The following is a 17,074-nucleotide window of genomic DNA, read 5'->3' as shown; positions in this document are numbered from 1 at the left end:
ATCTGGACGTGGAACAGGGCGGGACGCATTCGCGACTGCGCCTGCTTGCTCCTATCCGCTACCTTTCTATCCGTCATCCAGAGAAGCGCCGGTATGACGTGATCGTTCCATTATCCGTCGCACTGGTGGCATGGATCGTTTACGTAGGCGTCCAACCACGCGCCCCACTGTTCGGCGATGCTGGGTTATTGCGGTTTGCCAGAGACCTATTGATCATGGCTGTACCGTTTATGGTGGGGGCGCTGGCGGCAGTATCGATGGGCGCGCCAGGTAACAACATTGATCGAAGGCCAATGGGAGCTGAGCTTTGGCTGGACAATGACGCCCTGACTATGCGCCAATTCCTTTGCTTTCTGCTAGGTTATCTGAGCTTCTTGGGCCTTGTGACGCTATTCGCTGTCGTGGGCGCTGGCTTGATGAGGGACGCGGTTATCAGCTGGACAGCAAGTGCTCCGTTGGCTCGAACAGCGGTCTGGGCAATCGGTAGCTTGATCCTGTCTATGCTTTTATCGTTCTTGTCGGTGACTGTATTTTGGTCGCTCTATTTTCTGACAGACGTTGCTAACCGCAAGGGGAATTAGCGTCGTCCCCCAAACGCTTCGGCCGCCTCTTCCTGGAAATCTGGATGGTGATGGCCATAGTTGGCTTCCAGCTGCTCCACGGTCATCCCAAGCCAGCCAGCGGCTTCCCACATATCGACGCCAGCTTGCATGAGCCAAGTCGCGGCGGTGTGGCGCAAGGAGTGGCGAACCACATCATCGCCCAGTCCCGCATCCTCCAGAATTGCTTCCCAAGCCGACCTGATCTTGCCGGCAAGCGGCTGGCCATCGTGGATGCGGTTGACGATGAATCGTATCTGCTCGCCGTTCCTCATGACGCCCGCTGCTCTGAGTTCGGAGGAACGCTTCTCGTCGATCTTACGCCAGCGGACTAGGTGAGGGCGCAGCCGGCTGGCGATCTTCGCGGGCGGGCGTCGCTTCTTGGTCGACCGCTCCAAGGCTCCCTTGCCTTGGTACACCATCGCGTCCAGATTCATCCAAGGATGAGTCGTTGTCGATAGCCACTGTGTGCGGCGGATCGTCTCTTCGCGGCGCGCGCTGTAAATGCCGACCAACATGAAACGCGCCGCCGGATAGCGACGGCGGATGATCCACCGCTCACGTCTCAAAAGCTTGCCATCTTCACCACGCTTCCAGGTCTCTCGCTCATTGTCCCACACGTAACCAATCGCTGCTGCGAGTAAGCGAGCGGCTTCATTGCGTGTTAGCCACCGGTGACGCCCCTCCGCCTTTGGAGGCAGGGTGATCTTTGGGACCACGCTAAGTGTGTGTTCTGCGTGATAGACGTTGACCGCAGCCCGCAAATCCTCAAGTCGGCGTCGCGCGGTCTGATCTGAGACCGAGCTGTTGCGGGGCTTGATGCCTGCCTTTCTGTTGTTCTCGTTCGGCGTGCCAGTAGACCAGTCTACGAAATCACGACAGAGTTGGGCTTTGAGCTCGCTGACCGTCTTGTCGCCAAAGAAGGTGTTGAGGTCGAGCAAGCGAATGAGCAGCAGATCGTGTTGTGCCCACGCGCGTTGGTCGCTCTTATCCTTGGGGCGCTTTGCAATCTCGTAAGCAGTGAGAACATCAGCTATGGCGAGGGCGCCCGGGTCAGTGGCGCCGATTGTACTTGTATGTCGCCCGCCGATGTAGGTTTCGAGTGCCTTCGCAGCGCCATCAATGTCGTCGCGGCCGAAGCCTGTGCGGATCTGCCGGCCGCGGTCGAGGATGATCCAGGTCTCATCGTCGTCTCGGAACCAGAGTCGTGGTGGCTTGGCTTTGCGGCCCGGCATGACGGCTTGACCAGTTTGCGGATGGCGCGAGGTGTGGTCAAATCTTTGCCTGCCACTTTGGCAATTTCAAGAGTCCCAGTCGCTGCGGCCCTGCGCAACGATGATAAGGTCAATGGACCGTGCGGAAAAAATACGGTAACGGCCTCGATCAGCGTCATCACTTCGTCCTCCCCCCACTGTGCAGGATCGGGCCGGGCTTTGGCGCGAGCGAGTCTATCGATCTTACGCTTCGGCATATCTTGAACGCGGTACTTGTGAGTGCGCGAGGCCCTTCGGATCGGCCACCCGTCCAAGGTGTATGCGAAATCTGCTCTTCGAGAAGCGCGCCTCTCATTACATGCGGCAATTGGCGGTTCCCGAGTGCAAAACGGACAATTCGAGACTCTTAATCAGCGGGTCCCAGGTTCGAGCCCTGGTGCGCCCACCAAGCAAATCAAGCACTTACAGCAGTGCACGTCAGAACGGACCATTCGGTTTGACGTCCGGTTTGAGAAATCTGTTCATTGTCCGTACGCCGATGGCGGGATGGCTGCGCGTTACCGCAGCGGCTAGCTCGTTTCCGCGGCGGCGTGGAGCACTCTCTCACGCAGAAGCCTTGGCGACCGAGATCCCAATCCGTGGTTCCTACCCGTACACTTCGCTCAGCTTTTTGATCGCTGACTCCGCGAGTTCGAGCCGGCCACCCAGGTAGTGCGCGTCCAGAATCTCCTGCACGGTCTTCATCGAGTGGCCGGTGATCGAGGCGATCTCCGGCACCGAGCAGTTGGATAGCGCGAGGCGCGTAACAGCAGTGCCGCGCAAATCATGAAAGTGCAGGTCCTTCAAGGACGTTTTCTTAAAGGTCTTGTCCCAGCTCGTCCTGAAGCCGTCCTCCGTCCACGGCCGTCCGAACGAATTGACCAAAATGGTCACTGCAGAGCGCTTTTCCTTGAGCGCAGCATCAAGCGCCGCCTTTAGCGTCGGCCCCACCGGTATGGTTACACGGCGCCTGCCCTTGCTGCCGCGTCCCTTAGACTGACGCATCCGGATGTACGTGCCATCGTAGTCCTTCCAAGTTAGGCGCAGCAGGTCCCCTTGGCGCTGGCCCGTCCACAGTGCAAGCAGTAGAGCCGCCTGCAGCTCAACGGACGCAACGCTGCAGAAGGCCCGGATGTCCTCGGCGCTCCACACGATCTCCGATCGATCAGAGTCGTAAAGCCGCGCGCAAACGTTCACTGCGATCTTGCCGCGATCCTTCGCAACCGACAGAACACGCGCGATCGTTGTCCAAACGTAGTCCGCCTTGCGCGGCGTATCGGAGAATGAATCACGAAACTCTTTGAAGTCACCCCTCTTCGAGAGCGCCGATTGGCATCGATCCAAACTTGGCCTCGATGAGCTTGAGATATCCGTCGTAAGCGCGCTTACTCTTGTCGCCGAGATCTTTGTACTCGCTACAGTCCTTGAAGTAGTCGATGAGCGAGCTGAACGTCTCGGCAGTCTTCGTTGTGTACGACGACACTGCTTCGTTGTAGAGCCGCATAAACTCCGGTGTGCCGGGTTCCGCGTCAATGCGCGGGCCTCCTTTCCAAGCGTACCAGTAGGTCTTCGATGTACCGTCAGCGAGCTTTTTATGGACCAGTTGATCCCTTTCAGCCGCACTCGCATTCTGGGAAGCCTTCCATGCGTCGTATGGTGTTAGTTGAGCTTCAATCTTAGGCTGTAAACCAGATAGCCGGTCAAGGGCCGCGTCAATAGCTTTTCTATCCCATTTGCGTGGTTCCGGGAATCGGTCTAGGCATGATTCCGCGTCGAACCCATTCGGTGAACGCCGAAAGCGACTCGCAGCCAGCGTAAGCCGCAGCTTGTTTTTTTAGAGATGCCACGCGGCTCGGTCACCCTGTGCTCCACTGCTGTGAATGGCGCCGGATTGCGAGCAAACCCGAAAATGCGGCTGAACAAAGAGCGTCGGATCGGCTGTCGTATGTTCAGCCAGCCTGGCGTGGAAATCGGTCAGGGCATGATCACGGACTTGGAGTGGAACATGATGCGGCACGCGGCAAGAGCGAAGGCGCTCGAAATCTGGACAAGCTTCTAAATATTAAGAAGCACTGCTTTGCGGAGTTTTGTGCCTGCGTCTGATCAGCGCCGCGTGCGGGCGTTCTTGGTGTTGAGCTGCTTTGGTCTCGATCGCTTGTCCTGTGGTGCTGGCGCACAACGGTCTTTAAGTGTTACTAGCTTGGCGATCGCTCGAGCCAAAGCGTCAGGGGTATCGAAGCGAGCGATTCCACGGCGAACGCGAGCCCTCTCAGAAAAGTTTATGGTTCGTTTCGCTTTCCCGTCGGCCGACAGCAGCACGTAATCGAGCACTGACTCGTTATGCTCAGACAGCCTGATGGCGGCGATCCAGCCCTGAGGCAGGCGTGCCCTGCGCTTGATCGACCAATACGGCGCTCGATTTTGCCTTCCGCAGCAGAGGGCTGATCGAATTGAGATGTTGACCGATCCACGCACGCGCAAGTAATCGGTCCGGTTGCTAGAGATGATGCGACCACCAGCTTTCCTGATGGCCATGGCGATGTGAGAGCCGAGCTTGGCCTCTTGCTCTGCCCAGCGCGGGCGCGACTCGAGAAATGCATAGTTTCGCTTGGGAGTGTAGCCGATTAAGCGATACACGTTCATCATGCTGCCGAAGTGAGTTTGATAGGTGGAAGCGCAGGGAAGGCCGACCGTGCTGGCTATGGATAGCAGAGCTCAGGCGCCCTTCCTTGAGCAGCGTTTTGCGTAGACGGGCAAGCATCTCCTCTTCAGTGATATCGACACGCCGTTCCTCAATGATCTTGTTTACTTTCAGGAAGACTTCGCGTTCGATGATCGGCTCGATACATCTCTCGCTGGTGATCCAAAGCTCGGGAGGATTGCAGGTGCAGGTCCGCCGCAGCTTGCGTGATCGGCGGTTGAAGGTCAGGTTTCCAATGTAGTTCTCGTTTCTAAGCACCATGTTAACCGCTGCGCGCGTCCACCGAACTCCCGTGCTCGTGAGTATGGCCCTCCGGTTTAGCTCCCGGGCGATAATCGCTTCCGACTTTATCTGCAGAAAGCGCTCGAAGATCCACTTGACCACGGCTACTTCCTCGGGAATGCCGGGGCGCACTCGGACGTGATCAGTCATGAGGTATTTTTGGTCACCGTTCTTCAGCACGCCTCGCGACCGCTGACTCTGATCGACAAGTTCTCGCAAGAGAGCATAACCAGGGCGACCTCCAAGCTTGAAGCCAAGTCGGGCGAACCGGCACTGCGCAGCGTGAACCTTCGCCGAAAGCTCACGACTGTACTCGGCCGCCATTACGCGCTTGATGTTTTTGATGATGCTGGAGAGCACGCTGCCGTCATTATCAAACTGCTCAGCACAATACACGATGTTGATGCCTGCCTGTTTGCACACGAATTCGTAATACGCGCTCTCATCGACGTCCTGAAAGCGGCCCCACCGGCTTACGTCATAGACCAGAATATGACCGAAATCGGCTGCTCCTGTTTGGACATCCTTGATGAGCTGTATAAGACCGGCCCTGTTCTTGATGAGCAGGCCGCTCTCTCCCTCATCGCGATAGGTTCGTACAATGGTCAGGCTATGGGCGTGCGCGTATGCTGCAATCACAGCAGCCTGATTCTGAATCGAGTATTGCTGCCGTTGTGTCGACATGCGGACATATTGTGCCGCTCTCATGCCGAGCTGCGATCGTACCGGATGAGCCTTATAGATCTCGAGCGCGTTGGCCATCATTCTCGCTCCCGAAAGTTACACCGGAGCAAATCAAACATCTATGCGACGCTTGCAGCAATAATTACATCAATTGAAGAAAATAGTCCCGCATCGCCGCCGGTATCGACGCAGTTGGGCGACCACCTCTCTTCGCAGCTCGCGTGCTAAGGAGCTCGTTCAAGGAGCATCTACAACGCCCAGCGGCGGAGGGCGCGATCCGGGAAAAGTATGTCTTCGGTGCGCCGTATAGTTAGCGCATTGGCGGTCTTATACTATGGCTGTATCAATCCTTCTCTGTAATCCGCAATAGATGGGAAGTGCATGTCTCGATCACTGCTCGGATAGGGTTTGAAAAAGCTGGTGCCAATGCCTGCTTTCTTCCAGCTCTGCTAGCAGATCACCGGCGGCTCCTCTGATCAGCCTCGTCTATTCTGGATGGCGCTTACGAGATAGACGCCTCACACCGCGCGTTGCAGGTGCGAGTGTTGGTATTATTCGGTCGCGCCAGCTCGGGTCCAAGCGTGGATCATCGAGGGCGCGACCAAGTAAGGCAACCATTTCGACTCACGCCTCACTACATTGAGACTGAGATTGAGGGCGCGCCTGGACGACAAACCATGGCATTGGTTTCTTAGCGGTGAGAAGCCCGAAACCAGACATTCCGTCGCGTCATCGCGATAGAGGCGGGCCGTCTGCTCAACCAAATGCCGATGATGTCGTCAGGCAAACGACTCTTCTTTTCGGCAGAGCCTCCCATGTTTTAACGCGCTGAATTCGAGTGCAGGAACCTGGCCTTTCGAGCAGCCTGCAGCCTCCTACCATGAGTGGCCGAATGGGAAAGACCCATTCCCACCGGAGCAGGTAATCGATGCTTGGAGCGCTTACCATCCAACGCGACTCTCGCTGATCCCGTCCAGGTACTTGCGCGATTGCACGATTAGCATGCCCGATCGTTCGATGAGCGAAGTGATGGCTTCATTTCGAGGCAGTCGTTTGCAAGGCTCGCCACACCGCACACGGTTACAGGTCCGAAAGGATCGAGCGCAACCTGAAATTACACCTGGTACTTCTGTTCGCCTTGCTGATGCCGTGAAGATCGCATTTCCTTTAGGGGAATGACGGTCGCGGGTTTGCGTCGCGAGCGCGATCGGAGTCAATTGATTATTCAGAAGATTGCCGGCAAAGATTTACAACGCTGGCTCATATAGAACGGATGAGAGAGCTATGCCGCGAAGAAGCAAGGGCGCCCGACTTCAGCTCAAGGCTGCCCGCCGAAACAAGAGCGGAAAGATCACTCACCAGCCAACCTGGATCATCAGAGACAACGGCCGGGATGTCAGCACAGGCTGCGCTGCAGATGAGATTGCGGCCGCGGAGGAAAAGCTAAGAGACTACATAAGCTCTAAACACACCCCGAAGCGACGAATTCGCCACATAGACGATATCGCTATTGCGGATGTCCTCTCGATTTATTTGGACGCGCAGCTGGACAAGCTTCGCGGTCGTTTCAAGGTCGATAGCGAGAGCGAAGATACGATTCCCGATATCCGCAAGTTCAAGAAGCGGATCGAACGGTTGAACGAGTGGTGGGGAGCAAAAATGCTGGGCGAGGTAAATGGGGAGGCATGTCGCTCGTACGCCAAGAAGCGCGGCAAAAGGGGAGGCGCGCGCAGAGACCTTGAAGACCTCCGCGCTGCCATTGGTCACCATGCAGGTGAAGGATATCATCGGGAAATCGTGAAGGTGTCGCTGCCTGAGAAGGGGCAACCCCGAGACAAGTGGCTGACGCGCAGCGATGCGGCCAAATTGGTTTGGACCTGCTGGCGCTATCGCGAAATGCAAAAAGGCTCTCGCCGACCGATGGAGGACGTGAAGGTCCCCACAAGCAAGCGTCCCCTTCGCCATCTTGCGCGGTTCATTTTGCTGGGCATCTACAGCGGAACCCGTGCGGGAGCTATCGCAGCCTCGTCTCCAATTCCGGCGATCGGTCGCTCCTATGTAGACCTGGAGCGCGGTCGCTACTACCGTCTGAAACAGGGCAGCGCCAAAACCAACAAGCGGCAACCGACGGTGCCCATCCCCTTTCGCTTGCTAGCTCATCTGCGGCGCTGGCATCGGATTAATCCAGAGGCGAAGCATTTCGTCGAGTACAACGGAAGGCCGATTACCTCGGTCAAAACGGCGTTCAAGAGTGCTGTGAGGCTTGCAGGGCTTGGTCCGGGCATCTCGCCTCACACTCTGCGACACACCGCGGCTACTTGGCTGATGCAGAGAGGGGCAGATCCTTGGCAGGCGGCAGGCTATCTCGGAATGTCGCTTGAGGTTCTGCTCAACACGTATGGCCATCACCATCCCGACTATTTGTCCGACGCCGTCGAGAAAATCGCCAAGCGCGAGCCCGCGGGCGAACGAAAAGCGGTCGTATCTGGTGCGGTTTCTGGTGCGGTGATTCCGATCAGACGAAACGGGGCCTGATAAGTTGCTGATTTTATTGGTGGGCCCGGCAGGACTCGAACCTGCAACCAGACCGTTATGAGCGGCCGGCTCTAACCATTGAGCTACAGGCCCCGCCGCGAGGCGGCCGCAGGTAGCGCGGCCGGCAACGGTGCGCGGTTCGTTTACAGGGCCTGAGGCGGGGGTGCAATGCTGGCGCTGGTGGATGGGGAACGCCGGCACGGCATCATTGATAAATTTCGAATAACCGAAATTGGCGATGATGGCTGTATAACCCTGTTTTGCCCGACGAAGCAAACCGCGTTTTCGCAGGTTTTTTCGACGTGAGGCGGTAACCCATTGAAATCACTGGCCTCGTCTACTGTGCATGGGGTTGTTTTCGCAATTTGTTTGAGGGGGCCTGTTGGCCCCCTCGAACATGTGCGGCTGCGCTCGGCGGCACGGCCGCTGCCTAGTCCACCGAGACCCCGGCGAACTCGACCACCTTGCGCCACTTCGCGGTCTCGTCCGCGACCAGCTTGCCGAACTCGGCCGGCGTCATCGGCTTGGGGATGCCGCCAGTCTCGGCGAGCTTTGCCACCAGCTTCGGGTCCTTCAGCGCTTCGCCGACGGCCTTGTTGAGGATCTCGATCACCTCGGCCGGAGTGCCCTTCGGCGCGGAGATGCCGTAGAAGCCGACCGATTCGAAGCCTGGCACGGTCTCGGCGATCGCGGGCACGTCGGGCGCGCTCGGCCAGCGCTGCGGCGAGGTCACACCCAGCGCACGGACGTTGCCGCCCTTCACCTGCTCCATCGCGGAGGGCAAATTGTCGAAGATGAGCTGCACCTTGTTGGAGATGATGTCGGGATAGGCGACCGCCGAGCCGCGATAGGGCACGTGCACCATGTCGCACTTCGTCATCGCCTTGAACAGCTCGGCCGACATGTGCACCGAGGTGCCGTTGCCGGAGGAGGCGTAGGTGATCTTGCCGGGATTGGCTTTGCAATAATCGATGAACTCCTGGACCGTCTTCGCCGGAAACGCGTTGGAGACGACCAGCATGTTGGTGAGCTGCATGATGCTCGCGACTGGGGTGGTGTCGCGCAAAAAGTCGAACGGCAGCTTCTTGTAGAGCGAGGTCGAGATCGCGTTGTTGGGCGCGACGAACAGCAGCGTGTAGCCGTCCGGCGGCGAGCTGATCGCGGCCGCCGCGGCGATGTTGCCGCCCGAGCCGGTGCGGTTCTCGACGATGAATTGCTGGCCAAACCGGTCCGACAGCCACTGCGCCATGATCCGCGCCACGATGTCGACCGGGCCGCCGGCGGAAAAGCCGATCAGCCAGTGCACGGGCCGGTCCGGATAGCCGGCGGCGGCGGGAGGGGCGGCGCTGAAAAGACCGAACAGGACTGCGAGCCCGAAAACACCGTGACGCAAAATTCGCAACATGACACCTCCCATTATTCTATTGTCTTTGCGCGGCATGCTTTCACAAAATCAGGTCGCTGCCTACATCGTCGCAAGTCGGTGTTGACGCAGGTCCGTCAGGGGCGACCATGAGATTCGCGATGATCCTTCTCGGTGCGGCGCTGCTCGCCAGCCCCGCCGCCGCCCAGACCGGAGGCACGGCCATTCCGACCGCGACGATCAGCTTGGGAACAGCGACGCCCGGCGGCGGCTTCCCGCTCTATGGCAACGCCTTCGCGGAGGTGATGAACGCGGCCGATCCGCATCTCACCATCGCCCCGCGCAACACCAAGGGCAGCAACGAGAACATCCCGCTTCTAGAGAAGGGCGAGCTCGATCTTGCGCTGGTTGCGGGCGAGCCGGCCTACGAGGCCTTCGCCGGCATCGGCCGGGCGCCGGTTCGGCTCAAGATCCTCACGGCGATCTATTCCAACCCCGGCATGTTCGTGGTGCGCGCCGACAGCCCGTACACAACGATCCGCGATCTCGTCGGCCAACCCGTCGCGTTTGGCGCCAGGGGCTCCGGCCTGCCGATCCTGGCCCGTTATGTGCTCGATGGTCTCGGCCTTAAGCAGGACGAGGACTTCAAGGCTGTTTATCTCGACCGCGCCGGCGACGGCCCCGCGATGGTCGAGGACGGCCGCGTCGCCGCGCTCTGGGGCGCCGGCATCGGCTGGCCCGGCTTTGCCGCCGTCGCTTCGAGCGCGTCGGGCGCGCGCTTCATCGCGCCGAGTGCGGACGAGATCGCCCGCATCCGCGCCAGGCATGCCTTCCTGAAGCCGCTGACCGTGCCGGCCGGCTCCTACCCGAAGCAGACCGAGCCGATCGCCTCGCTCGGTTCCTGGAGCTTCATCCTCACGCGCGAGGATCTGCCCGACGACGTCGCCTACCGCCTCGCCAAGACGTTGCACGGTATCGAGGCGACGTTCTGCAAGAAGCTCGCGCAGGCCTGCGAGACCACCGCCGCGAACACGGTCGCGGCCGCGCCGAGGCCGGAGCTGATCCATCCGGGCGTGATGAAGTATTTTCGCGAGATCGGGGTGGTGAAGTAGCGAGTGGCGAATTGCGAATAGCGAATGGAAGCTTCCATTCGCTACTCCCTATTCGCCACTCGCCAATCTCACTTCTTCACCAGCGGGCACGCCGGGTCCGGCGGGCCGAACGCCTTGTCGCCGGAAATGGTCGTGAGGATCTTGTAATAGTCCCACGGATATTTGCTCTCCTCCGGCGTCTTCACCTGCACCAGCCAGAGGTCGTGCACCATCAGATTGTCCTCGCGAAGCTTGCCGTTGCGGGCGAAGAAATCCTCGATCGGCTTCTCGCGCATCTTGGCCGCCACTTTCAGCGGATCGTCGCTGCCGGTCTCCTTGATGGCGTTGAGATAGTGCATCACGCTGGAATAGACGCCGGCCTGCCACATCGACGGCATCCGGTTCATCTTGGCGAAATAGCGCTTCGACCATTCGCGCGTCTTGTCGTCCATGTCCCAGTAGAACGAGGTGGTCAGCAGCAGGCCTTGCGCCGCCTGTAGGCCGATGCCGTGGATGTCGGTGATCAGCGCCAGCAGCGCCGCCATCTGCTGGCCGCCCTTGAACACGCCGAACTCGGCGCCGGTCTTGATCTCGTTCATGTTGTTGGGGGGACCGGCGGCAATGCCGATGATCTTGGCCTTGGAGGCCTGCGCCTGCAGCACGAAGGAGGAGAGATCGGGTGTTGCCAGCGGCGGCCGCACCGAGCCCAGCACCTTGCCGCCATTGGCGGTGACGACGGCGGAAGCGTCGCGCTCCAGCGAATGGCCGAAGGCGTAATCGTCGGTGATGAAGAACCAGCTGTCGCCGCCGCGCTTGACCACCGCATCCGCAGTGCCGACCGCGAGCGCGCGGGTGTCGAACACCCATTGGATGGCATAAGCCGAGCAGAACTTGCCGTGGAAGTCCGCGGTGCCGGTGGAGTGGGTGATGAACAGCCGCTTCTTCTCGTTGGCGATGGTCTGCACCGCGAGCCCGACCGCCGAGACGGGCACGTCCACGATCAGATCGACCTGCTCGACGTCGAACCAGCGCCGCGCCAGCGAAGCGCCGATGTCGGCCTTGAGTTGGTGGTCGCCGATCACGACGCTGATCGGCTTGCCGAGCACCTTGCCGCCGAAATCGTCGATCGCCATTTGCGCCGCGGTCACCGAGCCCTGGCCGGTCGGCGCCGAGGCCGGGCCGTTCATGTCGGTGAGCACGCCGATCTTGACGACGTCGTCGGAAACCTGCGCCGACGCCGCGCCGGACAGCACGGTCGCCAGCAAGGCGGCCGCGACGGGCACTCCAAATCTGATTGGGTTCACGCTCGTCCTCCCTGATCCGGCTCATTGGCCGGTGTTGCTTGTCCGGGTATGGCCCGGTCGAATTGGTTTCTTTTGCAACTATTAGGGGGCTGGCGTCAATGTCAGGCTGCGAAGCGGATCTGTCCTGCGGGGGAGGGATCGTAGCCGGTCAGCTCCTCCGCGCGCTGGCGCAGCCGCCGCTCGTTCAGGAAGCGGAGCAAGGCCTGCATGGCGGGGCGGAAATAGCTGCGCTGCCGCATCGCGAGGTCGAAATTCTCCCAGACCAGCGGCACGAAATCGAGACCGGCCGAGCGCGCCGCGGCGCGCGTCGCGATGCCGCAATCGGCCTGGCCGGCGCGAACCAGCTCGGCCAGATCCGGGCCGGTCAGCGCCGGCGTCTCGATCCGGCGCAAGTCCCGCATCGAGGCGCCGGCGCGCTTGAGCAGCACGTCGAGCAGCATCTGCGCGCCCGTGCCCTGTTGCCGCATCGCCATCCGGGCCCCGGCTGCGAGCACGTCGGTCAGGCTGTGCAGGTGCTTGGGATTGCCGTGCGGCAGCAGGAGACCCTCTTCGCGGCGCACGAACGCGATCAGCACCGCATCATGCAGGTCCGGCGTGGTCCGCAGCGCTTCGATGCTGGCATCGCTAGCGAAATTGTCGCCGGCGTCGAGCGCGTGGAAGTGCACCGCCGCAGCCATCACCTCATTGCGCTGCAAGCGCTCGAGCCCGCGCGCGCTGCCCTCGCTCATCGATCCGAGCCCCGAGCCGGACTCGCGCAGGCTCCAATCGAGCAGTTCGTCGTGGCTGCCGCCGACGACCGGCGGCGGCTCGGCGATCAACATGCCGGCCGGACGCGCAAGGCCCGACAGGACCCAGAGGTCGAGCTCGTGCCGTGGGAACAGCCATTTTCCCGTCACCTTGCTGCAGGGGATCGCACCGGTGGTGACGAGCTCGTAAAGCTTGCGTTCGCCGAGCCGAAGGTAATCGGCGGCTTCGCTGGTGGTCAGGAATTCCATCCTGCATTCCTATGCAAATTCTTGCTTCTTTTTGACGTCCGACGCAGGTGGAATTCTGCATTTCAGATATTTGTCGCAGGGAACCATGCCCGATCATCTCGCTGCTTTGCAACACATCCGCACGCGCGATCTCTGCTTTGGTGAACGATCCTAAAGAGATCGCGCGCCCGGTGCGCCGCGATGAAGTTGCCGAAATTTCCCGGCCGGCAGCGCAAAAACGCGTCACGAGTGCGGCGCAATCGATCATCATCATGACGGCGTCAAACCTGAGGGAACCCGATCATGGGCCGCCTGTCCGTTGCACTTGCGCTTCTCTGCGGCCTTGCCGCAGGCGTTGCGGCTTCGGCCGCGGAGGACCGCAGCATTGTCCTCGCTTCGACGACGGCGACGCAGGAATCCGGGCTGCTCGACTATCTGCTGCCGATCTTCCGCGACAAGACCGGCATCGACGTCACCGTGATCGCGCGGCGCGCCGACGAAGTGCTCGATGGGGCGCGGCGGGGTGAGGTCGACGTCGTGCTGATGCACGCGCGGCCTCAGGAGGAGAAGTTCGTCGCCGACGGCTTTGGCGTGAAGCGATACGACGTGATGTACAGCGACTATGTGCTGATCGGGCCGAAGAGCGATCCCGCGGGCGTAAAGGGCAAGGACATCGCGACGGCGCTGAAGGCGATCGAAGCCAAAGGCGCGCCGTTCGTGACGCGTGGCGATCGGTCGGGCACTCATGCCGCGGAGCTCGCGCTTTGGATCGTCGCCGGCATCGACATCGCGAGCGCCAAGGGCGCCTGGTATCGCGAGGCCGGGCCCGGCATGGCCGCATCGCTCGGGGCCGCGCGCGCGGCCAATGCCTATGTGCTTGCGGATCGCGGCAGCTGGATCGCGTTCAGCGATCGCGGCGATCTCGACATCGTCGTCGAAGGCGACCGGCGGCTGCTCAACCAATATGGTGTGATGCTGGTGAACCCTGCGAAGTTCCCGAACGTGAAGAAGGACCTCGCGCAGATCTTCGTCGATTGGCTGACATCGCCGGAGGGGCAGACGGCGATCGCCGGCTACAAGGTGGACGGACAGCAGCTGTTCTTCCCCAATTCGGACAGGTCGGGCGGCTGAGGGGTGAGGCCGGCACCGCCGGCGGTTGCCAAACCGGACGATGCATGGTCCTCATGGCGCATGACCCAGCGCCTGCCGCCTTCGCTCACGCCGCTCGACACCGCGCTCGCCGCGCTGCTGCGGGGCGTTGATCCCGTCGCGCCGATGGAGGTGCCGCTGGCGGACGCAATCGGCTGCATCGCGGCGGGTGCGCCGCTGCTTGCCGCCTATCCTTCCCGGGATGTTGCGGCCGTAGATGGTTGGGCGCTATCTGCCAACGATCTCGTCGGGGCGTCCGCTTACTCGCCCGTGCCGCTGGCAATGGCTCCTGCATGGGTCGAGGCGGGCGAGGCGATGCCGGCGGGATGCGACTGCGTGCTCGATGCCGACGCCGTGGAGACGTCGGGGCCGCTTGCCCAGGTGCTCGCAGAGGGCGCGCCGGGGCAGGGTGTCAGGCGCGCAGGCAGCGACATCACCGCGCGTAGGGCCGTGGGGGACGCCGGCCATCCCATCCGTGCGGCGGACCTGTTGCTGGCGCGTGCGGCGGGCGGGGACAAACTCGCCGTGAGGCGGCCGCGGCTGCGCATAGTCAATGTGCCGGGTGGGACGGTCGCGGCGCAGACGATTGCCGGGATCGCGCACACAGCGGGACTGGATGTGGAAACGCGTCCAGCGCGTGCGCGCGATGCAGCGTCGATTGCCGATGCGCTCGATGCGTCCTCCTGCGATGTCCTGCTGACCATCGGCGGCAGCGGCGTCGGCCGCCAGGACGCCGCCATCGCCGCCCTCGCCCGGCGCGGCGAGGTCATGGCGCACGGCCTTGCGCTGCAGCCGGGGCGTACGGCGGCGGTCGGACGGCTGGGACGAGTTCCCGTCGTCGCCTTGCCCGGCTCGCCCGATTCCGCGCTTGCAGCTTGGCTTGCACTCGCGCTGCCGCTCGCGGACCGTTTGTCGGCGCGTCGGCCGCGTCGAAAAGTGTCGCTGCCGCTTGCGCGAAAGATCGCCTCCAGCGTCGGCATCACGGAGATCGCTTTGCTGGCTGAGGAACATCGTGCCTGGATGCCGCTTGCCGTGGGCGAATGGCCGCTTCAGGCCATCGCCCGTGCGGACGCATGGCTGCTCATTTCCGCCAGCGACGAGGGATTTGCGGCAGGTACGCCGATCGATGCGTATCTGATGCGGGCGTGATAAGGGTTCTGGCATGACGATGATCCCGAAATCACCGGACCGCAGCGCGCTCGAGCAGGAGCAGTTCCTCAAGATCCTGTCGCGCGAAGAGGCCTTGGCGCGCTTCGAGGCGGCCTTGTTCCCGCGCGCGCTTCGAACTGAAACGCGCAAGCTCGCAGCCGCGCTGGGCGCTGCCCTCGCCGAAGATATCACGGCAACGATCGACGTGCCGCCGTTCGACCGCTCCAATGTCGACGGCTTTGCCGTGCGCTCCGCCGACCTTGCGGCGGCCGGCGAGGGCGCGCCCGTGCGCCTCGCGCTGAATGGCGAGACCGTTCATTGCGGGACCGCGCCGACGCTGCAGGTGGCGGCCGGAACCGCAACGGCGATCGCCACCGGCGGTCCGTTGCCGCGCGGCGCCGATGCCGTGGTGATGGTCGAGCACACCCAGCCGGCCGGCCAGGATGCGATCGATGTCCGTCGCGCCGTCTCGCCGGGGCAATTCGTCTCGTATGCCGGCTCCGACATCGCGCGGGGCGAGGCGCTGCTGCGCGCCGGCACCATCATCGGCTCGCGCGAGATCGGCATGCTGGCGGCTTGCGGCATCGCCGAGGTGGGTGTCGCGCGCAGGCCGCGGGTTGCCGTGATCTCCACCGGCGATGAGCTGGTTCAGCCCGGCGAGGTGCTCGGGCCCGCCGAGATCTACGATACCAATGGCGCCATCGTCGCGGCCGCGGTCGACGAAAACGGTGGCGAGGCCGTCTTCCTCGGCGCTGTTCCGGACGACGAAGCCAGGCTCGAAGCCGCCATGCGCAACGCGCTTGCGGAAGCCGACATGCTGGTGCTCTCGGGCGGCACGTCGAAAGGCGCGGGCGACCTCTCTCATCGCATCATCAGCCGGCTCGGCGCACCCGGCATCATCGCCCATGGCGTCGCGCTCAAGCCCGGCAAGCCGTTGTGTCTTGCGGTGTGCGACGGCAAGCCTGTCGTGATCCTGCCGGGTTTTCCGACTTCGGCGATGTTCACCTTCCACGACATGATCGTGCCGGTGCTGCGCAGGATGGCCGGACTGCCGCCGCGCTCCGATGCCAAGGTGAACGCGACCGTGCCGGTACGCATCGCTTCCGAGCTCGGCCGCACCGAATTCGTCATGGTCTCGCTGGTTGAGGGCAGGGAGGGCCTCATCGCCTATCCCTCCGGCAAGGGGTCTGGTGCGATCACGTCCTTTGCTCAGGCGGACGGCTTTCTGCGCATCGACGCACTTGCCGACCAGATGCCGGCCGGCACCGAGACCGAGGTGACGCTGTTCACGCCGCATGTGCGCGTGCCGGATCTCGTCATCGTCGGCAGCCATTGCACCGGCCTCGATCTCGTCACCGAACAGCTCGCGCATGCTGGTCTCACCGTGCGCTCGATCGCGGTCGGCAGCCTCGGCGGGCTTGCAGCAGCCAAACGTGGCGAATGCGATCTCGCGCCGATCCATCTGTTCGACGATCGCAGCGAGACCTACAACACGCCCTATCTCGTCGAAGGACTCGAGCTCGTCGCCGGCTGGCGGCGGATGCAGGGCATTGTCTTCCGCAAGGGCGACAAACGTTTCGAGGGCCTGAGCGCAAGGGATGCTGTTGCCGCAGCGCTCGCCGATCCCGCCTGCATCATGGTCAACCGCAACCAGGGCGCCGGCACCCGCATCCTGATCGACCGGCTGCTCGGCGGCGCGCGGCCGGAAGGCTACTGGAACCAGCCGCGTTCGCACAATGCGGTGGCGGCGGCCGTCGCGCAGCACCGCGCCGACTGGGGCATGACCATTGCGCCGGTCGCCCACGCGGTCGGCCTCGGTTTCATTCCGCTCGCGGAAGAGCATTATGACTTCGCGGTGGTGAGTGCGCGAAAGCAACGGCCGGCAGTGCAGGCTTTTCTCGACGCACTCGGCTCGAACGAGGTACGCGCGTCGCTCGCGCGAGCGGGCTTCCGGCCCGCATAGACGAGGGACCACGACGCGTTCGAGCCA

Annotated in this window: 14 protein-coding genes and 1 tRNA gene; 7 read left to right on the top strand and 8 right to left on the bottom strand. The window is 62.1% G+C overall.

Translation table 11 applies throughout. The features are described from left to right. The first annotated feature begins 8 nt into the window (after window positions 1-8). A complete protein-coding gene (locus I6F21_RS00840) occupies window positions 9-581 on the top strand; it encodes a hypothetical protein (protein ID WP_225128276.1) in 573 nt (190 codons plus the stop codon). On the opposite strand, the gene I6F21_RS00835 is transcribed toward I6F21_RS00840, so the two are convergent. From I6F21_RS00835 to I6F21_RS00820, 4 genes are all read right to left on the bottom strand, one after another. Continuing rightward, window positions 578-1,834 (bottom strand): tyrosine-type recombinase/integrase, encoded by a 1,257-nt coding sequence (locus I6F21_RS00835; protein ID WP_225128275.1) that lies wholly within the window; start codon window positions 1,832-1,834, stop codon window positions 578-580. The genes I6F21_RS00840 and I6F21_RS00835 overlap by 4 nt on opposite strands. Window positions 1,835-2,458: 624 nt before the next feature. After that, on the bottom strand, window positions 2,459-3,196 hold the full coding sequence (locus tag I6F21_RS00830; protein ID WP_225128274.1) for a tyrosine-type recombinase/integrase: 738 nt from the start codon (window positions 3,194-3,196) through the stop codon (window positions 2,459-2,461). Continuing rightward, window positions 3,159-3,356 (bottom strand): hypothetical protein, encoded by a 198-nt coding sequence (locus I6F21_RS00825; protein WP_225128273.1) that lies wholly within the window; start codon window positions 3,354-3,356, stop codon window positions 3,159-3,161. Before I6F21_RS00825 ends, I6F21_RS00830 begins: the two co-directional genes overlap by 38 nt. Window positions 3,357-4,349: 993 nt before the next feature. Further along, the gene (locus I6F21_RS00820) at window positions 4,350-5,600 is read right to left on the bottom strand and encodes a recombinase family protein (protein ID WP_225182663.1); all 1,251 of its coding nucleotides are present in this window, start codon (window positions 5,598-5,600) and stop codon (window positions 4,350-4,352) included. A 1,203-nt stretch (window positions 5,601-6,803) separates the two neighbouring features. Between I6F21_RS00820 and I6F21_RS00815 the strand changes: the two genes are divergently transcribed. Then, on the top strand, window positions 6,804-8,054 hold the full coding sequence (locus tag I6F21_RS00815; protein WP_225128271.1) for a site-specific integrase: 1,251 nt from the start codon (window positions 6,804-6,806) through the stop codon (window positions 8,052-8,054). Window positions 8,055-8,071: 17 nt separating this feature from the next. Here I6F21_RS00815 and I6F21_RS00810 read toward each other — a convergent pair. After that, window positions 8,072-8,147: transfer RNA gene (locus I6F21_RS00810), tRNA-Ile, on the bottom strand. Between the two features lie 75 nt (window positions 8,148-8,222). On the opposite strand from I6F21_RS00810, the gene I6F21_RS00805 reads away from it, so the two are divergent. After that, window positions 8,223-8,360 carry a hypothetical protein gene (locus I6F21_RS00805; RefSeq protein WP_225182662.1) on the top strand — a complete coding sequence of 46 codons (138 nt, stop codon included), beginning with the start codon at window positions 8,223-8,225 and terminating at the stop codon, window positions 8,358-8,360. Between the two features lie 124 nt (window positions 8,361-8,484). On the opposite strand, the gene I6F21_RS00800 is transcribed toward I6F21_RS00805, so the two are convergent. After that, window positions 8,485-9,459, bottom strand: a complete 975-nt coding sequence (locus I6F21_RS00800) for a tripartite tricarboxylate transporter substrate binding protein (protein WP_225139060.1) — start codon at window positions 9,457-9,459, stop codon at window positions 8,485-8,487. Between the two features lie 107 nt (window positions 9,460-9,566). On the opposite strand from I6F21_RS00800, the gene I6F21_RS00795 reads away from it, so the two are divergent. Then, window positions 9,567-10,529 (top strand): TAXI family TRAP transporter solute-binding subunit, encoded by a 963-nt coding sequence (locus I6F21_RS00795; protein ID WP_225139059.1) that lies wholly within the window; start codon window positions 9,567-9,569, stop codon window positions 10,527-10,529. A 68-nt stretch (window positions 10,530-10,597) separates the two neighbouring features. Here I6F21_RS00795 and I6F21_RS00790 read toward each other — a convergent pair whose 3' ends face one another. Together I6F21_RS00790 and I6F21_RS00785 are read right to left on the bottom strand one after the other, a co-directional pair. Continuing rightward, a complete protein-coding gene (locus I6F21_RS00790; protein WP_225139058.1) occupies window positions 10,598-11,812 on the bottom strand; it encodes an ABC transporter substrate-binding protein in 1,215 nt (404 codons plus the stop codon). Between the two features lie 101 nt (window positions 11,813-11,913). Continuing rightward, window positions 11,914-12,807, bottom strand: coding sequence for a helix-turn-helix transcriptional regulator (locus I6F21_RS00785; protein ID WP_225135022.1), 894 nt, complete (start codon window positions 12,805-12,807; stop codon window positions 11,914-11,916). A gap of 282 nt (window positions 12,808-13,089) precedes the next feature. On the opposite strand from I6F21_RS00785, the gene I6F21_RS00780 reads away from it, so the two are divergent. The 3 genes from I6F21_RS00780 to I6F21_RS00770 are packed head-to-tail and all read left to right on the top strand — an operon-like array spanning window position 13,090 to window position 17,047. Continuing rightward, complete coding sequence (locus tag I6F21_RS00780; protein ID WP_225139057.1) at window positions 13,090-13,917, top strand: substrate-binding domain-containing protein; 828 nt, start codon at window positions 13,090-13,092, stop codon at window positions 13,915-13,917. A gap of 60 nt (window positions 13,918-13,977) precedes the next feature. After that, window positions 13,978-15,084 (top strand): molybdopterin-binding protein, encoded by a 1,107-nt coding sequence (locus tag I6F21_RS00775; protein WP_036026618.1) that lies wholly within the window; start codon window positions 13,978-13,980, stop codon window positions 15,082-15,084. A 13-nt stretch (window positions 15,085-15,097) separates the two neighbouring features. Beyond that, on the top strand, window positions 15,098-17,047 hold the full coding sequence (locus I6F21_RS00770; protein WP_225139056.1) for a molybdopterin biosynthesis protein: 1,950 nt from the start codon (window positions 15,098-15,100) through the stop codon (window positions 17,045-17,047). Window positions 17,048-17,074: the final 27 nt, after the last annotated feature.

Source organism: Bradyrhizobium sp. NBAIM03 (assembly GCF_020194055.1).
GTDB lineage: Bacteria > Pseudomonadota > Alphaproteobacteria > Rhizobiales > Xanthobacteraceae > Bradyrhizobium > Bradyrhizobium yuanmingense.
The sequence above is the reverse complement of the archived record's forward strand: the minus strand, read 5'-3'. Positions and strand labels throughout refer to the sequence as shown.

Coding starts and splice junctions, on each gene's coding strand:
- I6F21_RS00835 (WP_225128275.1), bottom strand. CDS start 1,834: ATGCCGGGCCGCAAAGCCAAGCCACCACGACTCTGGTTCCGAGACGAC.
- I6F21_RS00825 (WP_225128273.1), bottom strand. CDS start 3,356: ATGCGGCTCTACAACGAAGCAGTGTCGTCGTACACAACGAAGACTGCC.
- I6F21_RS00820 (WP_225182663.1), bottom strand. CDS start 5,600: ATGATGGCCAACGCGCTCGAGATCTATAAGGCTCATCCGGTACGATCG.
- I6F21_RS00815 (WP_225128271.1), top strand. CDS start 6,804: ATGCCGCGAAGAAGCAAGGGCGCCCGACTTCAGCTCAAGGCTGCCCGC.
- I6F21_RS00805 (WP_225182662.1), top strand. CDS start 8,223: ATGCTGGCGCTGGTGGATGGGGAACGCCGGCACGGCATCATTGATAAA.
- I6F21_RS00800 (WP_225139060.1), bottom strand. CDS start 9,459: ATGTTGCGAATTTTGCGTCACGGTGTTTTCGGGCTCGCAGTCCTGTTC.
- I6F21_RS00795 (WP_225139059.1), top strand. CDS start 9,567: ATGAGATTCGCGATGATCCTTCTCGGTGCGGCGCTGCTCGCCAGCCCC.
- I6F21_RS00785 (WP_225135022.1), bottom strand. CDS start 12,807: ATGGAATTCCTGACCACCAGCGAAGCCGCCGATTACCTTCGGCTCGGC.
- I6F21_RS00780 (WP_225139057.1), top strand. CDS start 13,090: ATGGGCCGCCTGTCCGTTGCACTTGCGCTTCTCTGCGGCCTTGCCGCA.
- I6F21_RS00775 (WP_036026618.1), top strand. CDS start 13,978: ATGACCCAGCGCCTGCCGCCTTCGCTCACGCCGCTCGACACCGCGCTC.
- I6F21_RS00770 (WP_225139056.1), top strand. CDS start 15,098: ATGACGATGATCCCGAAATCACCGGACCGCAGCGCGCTCGAGCAGGAG.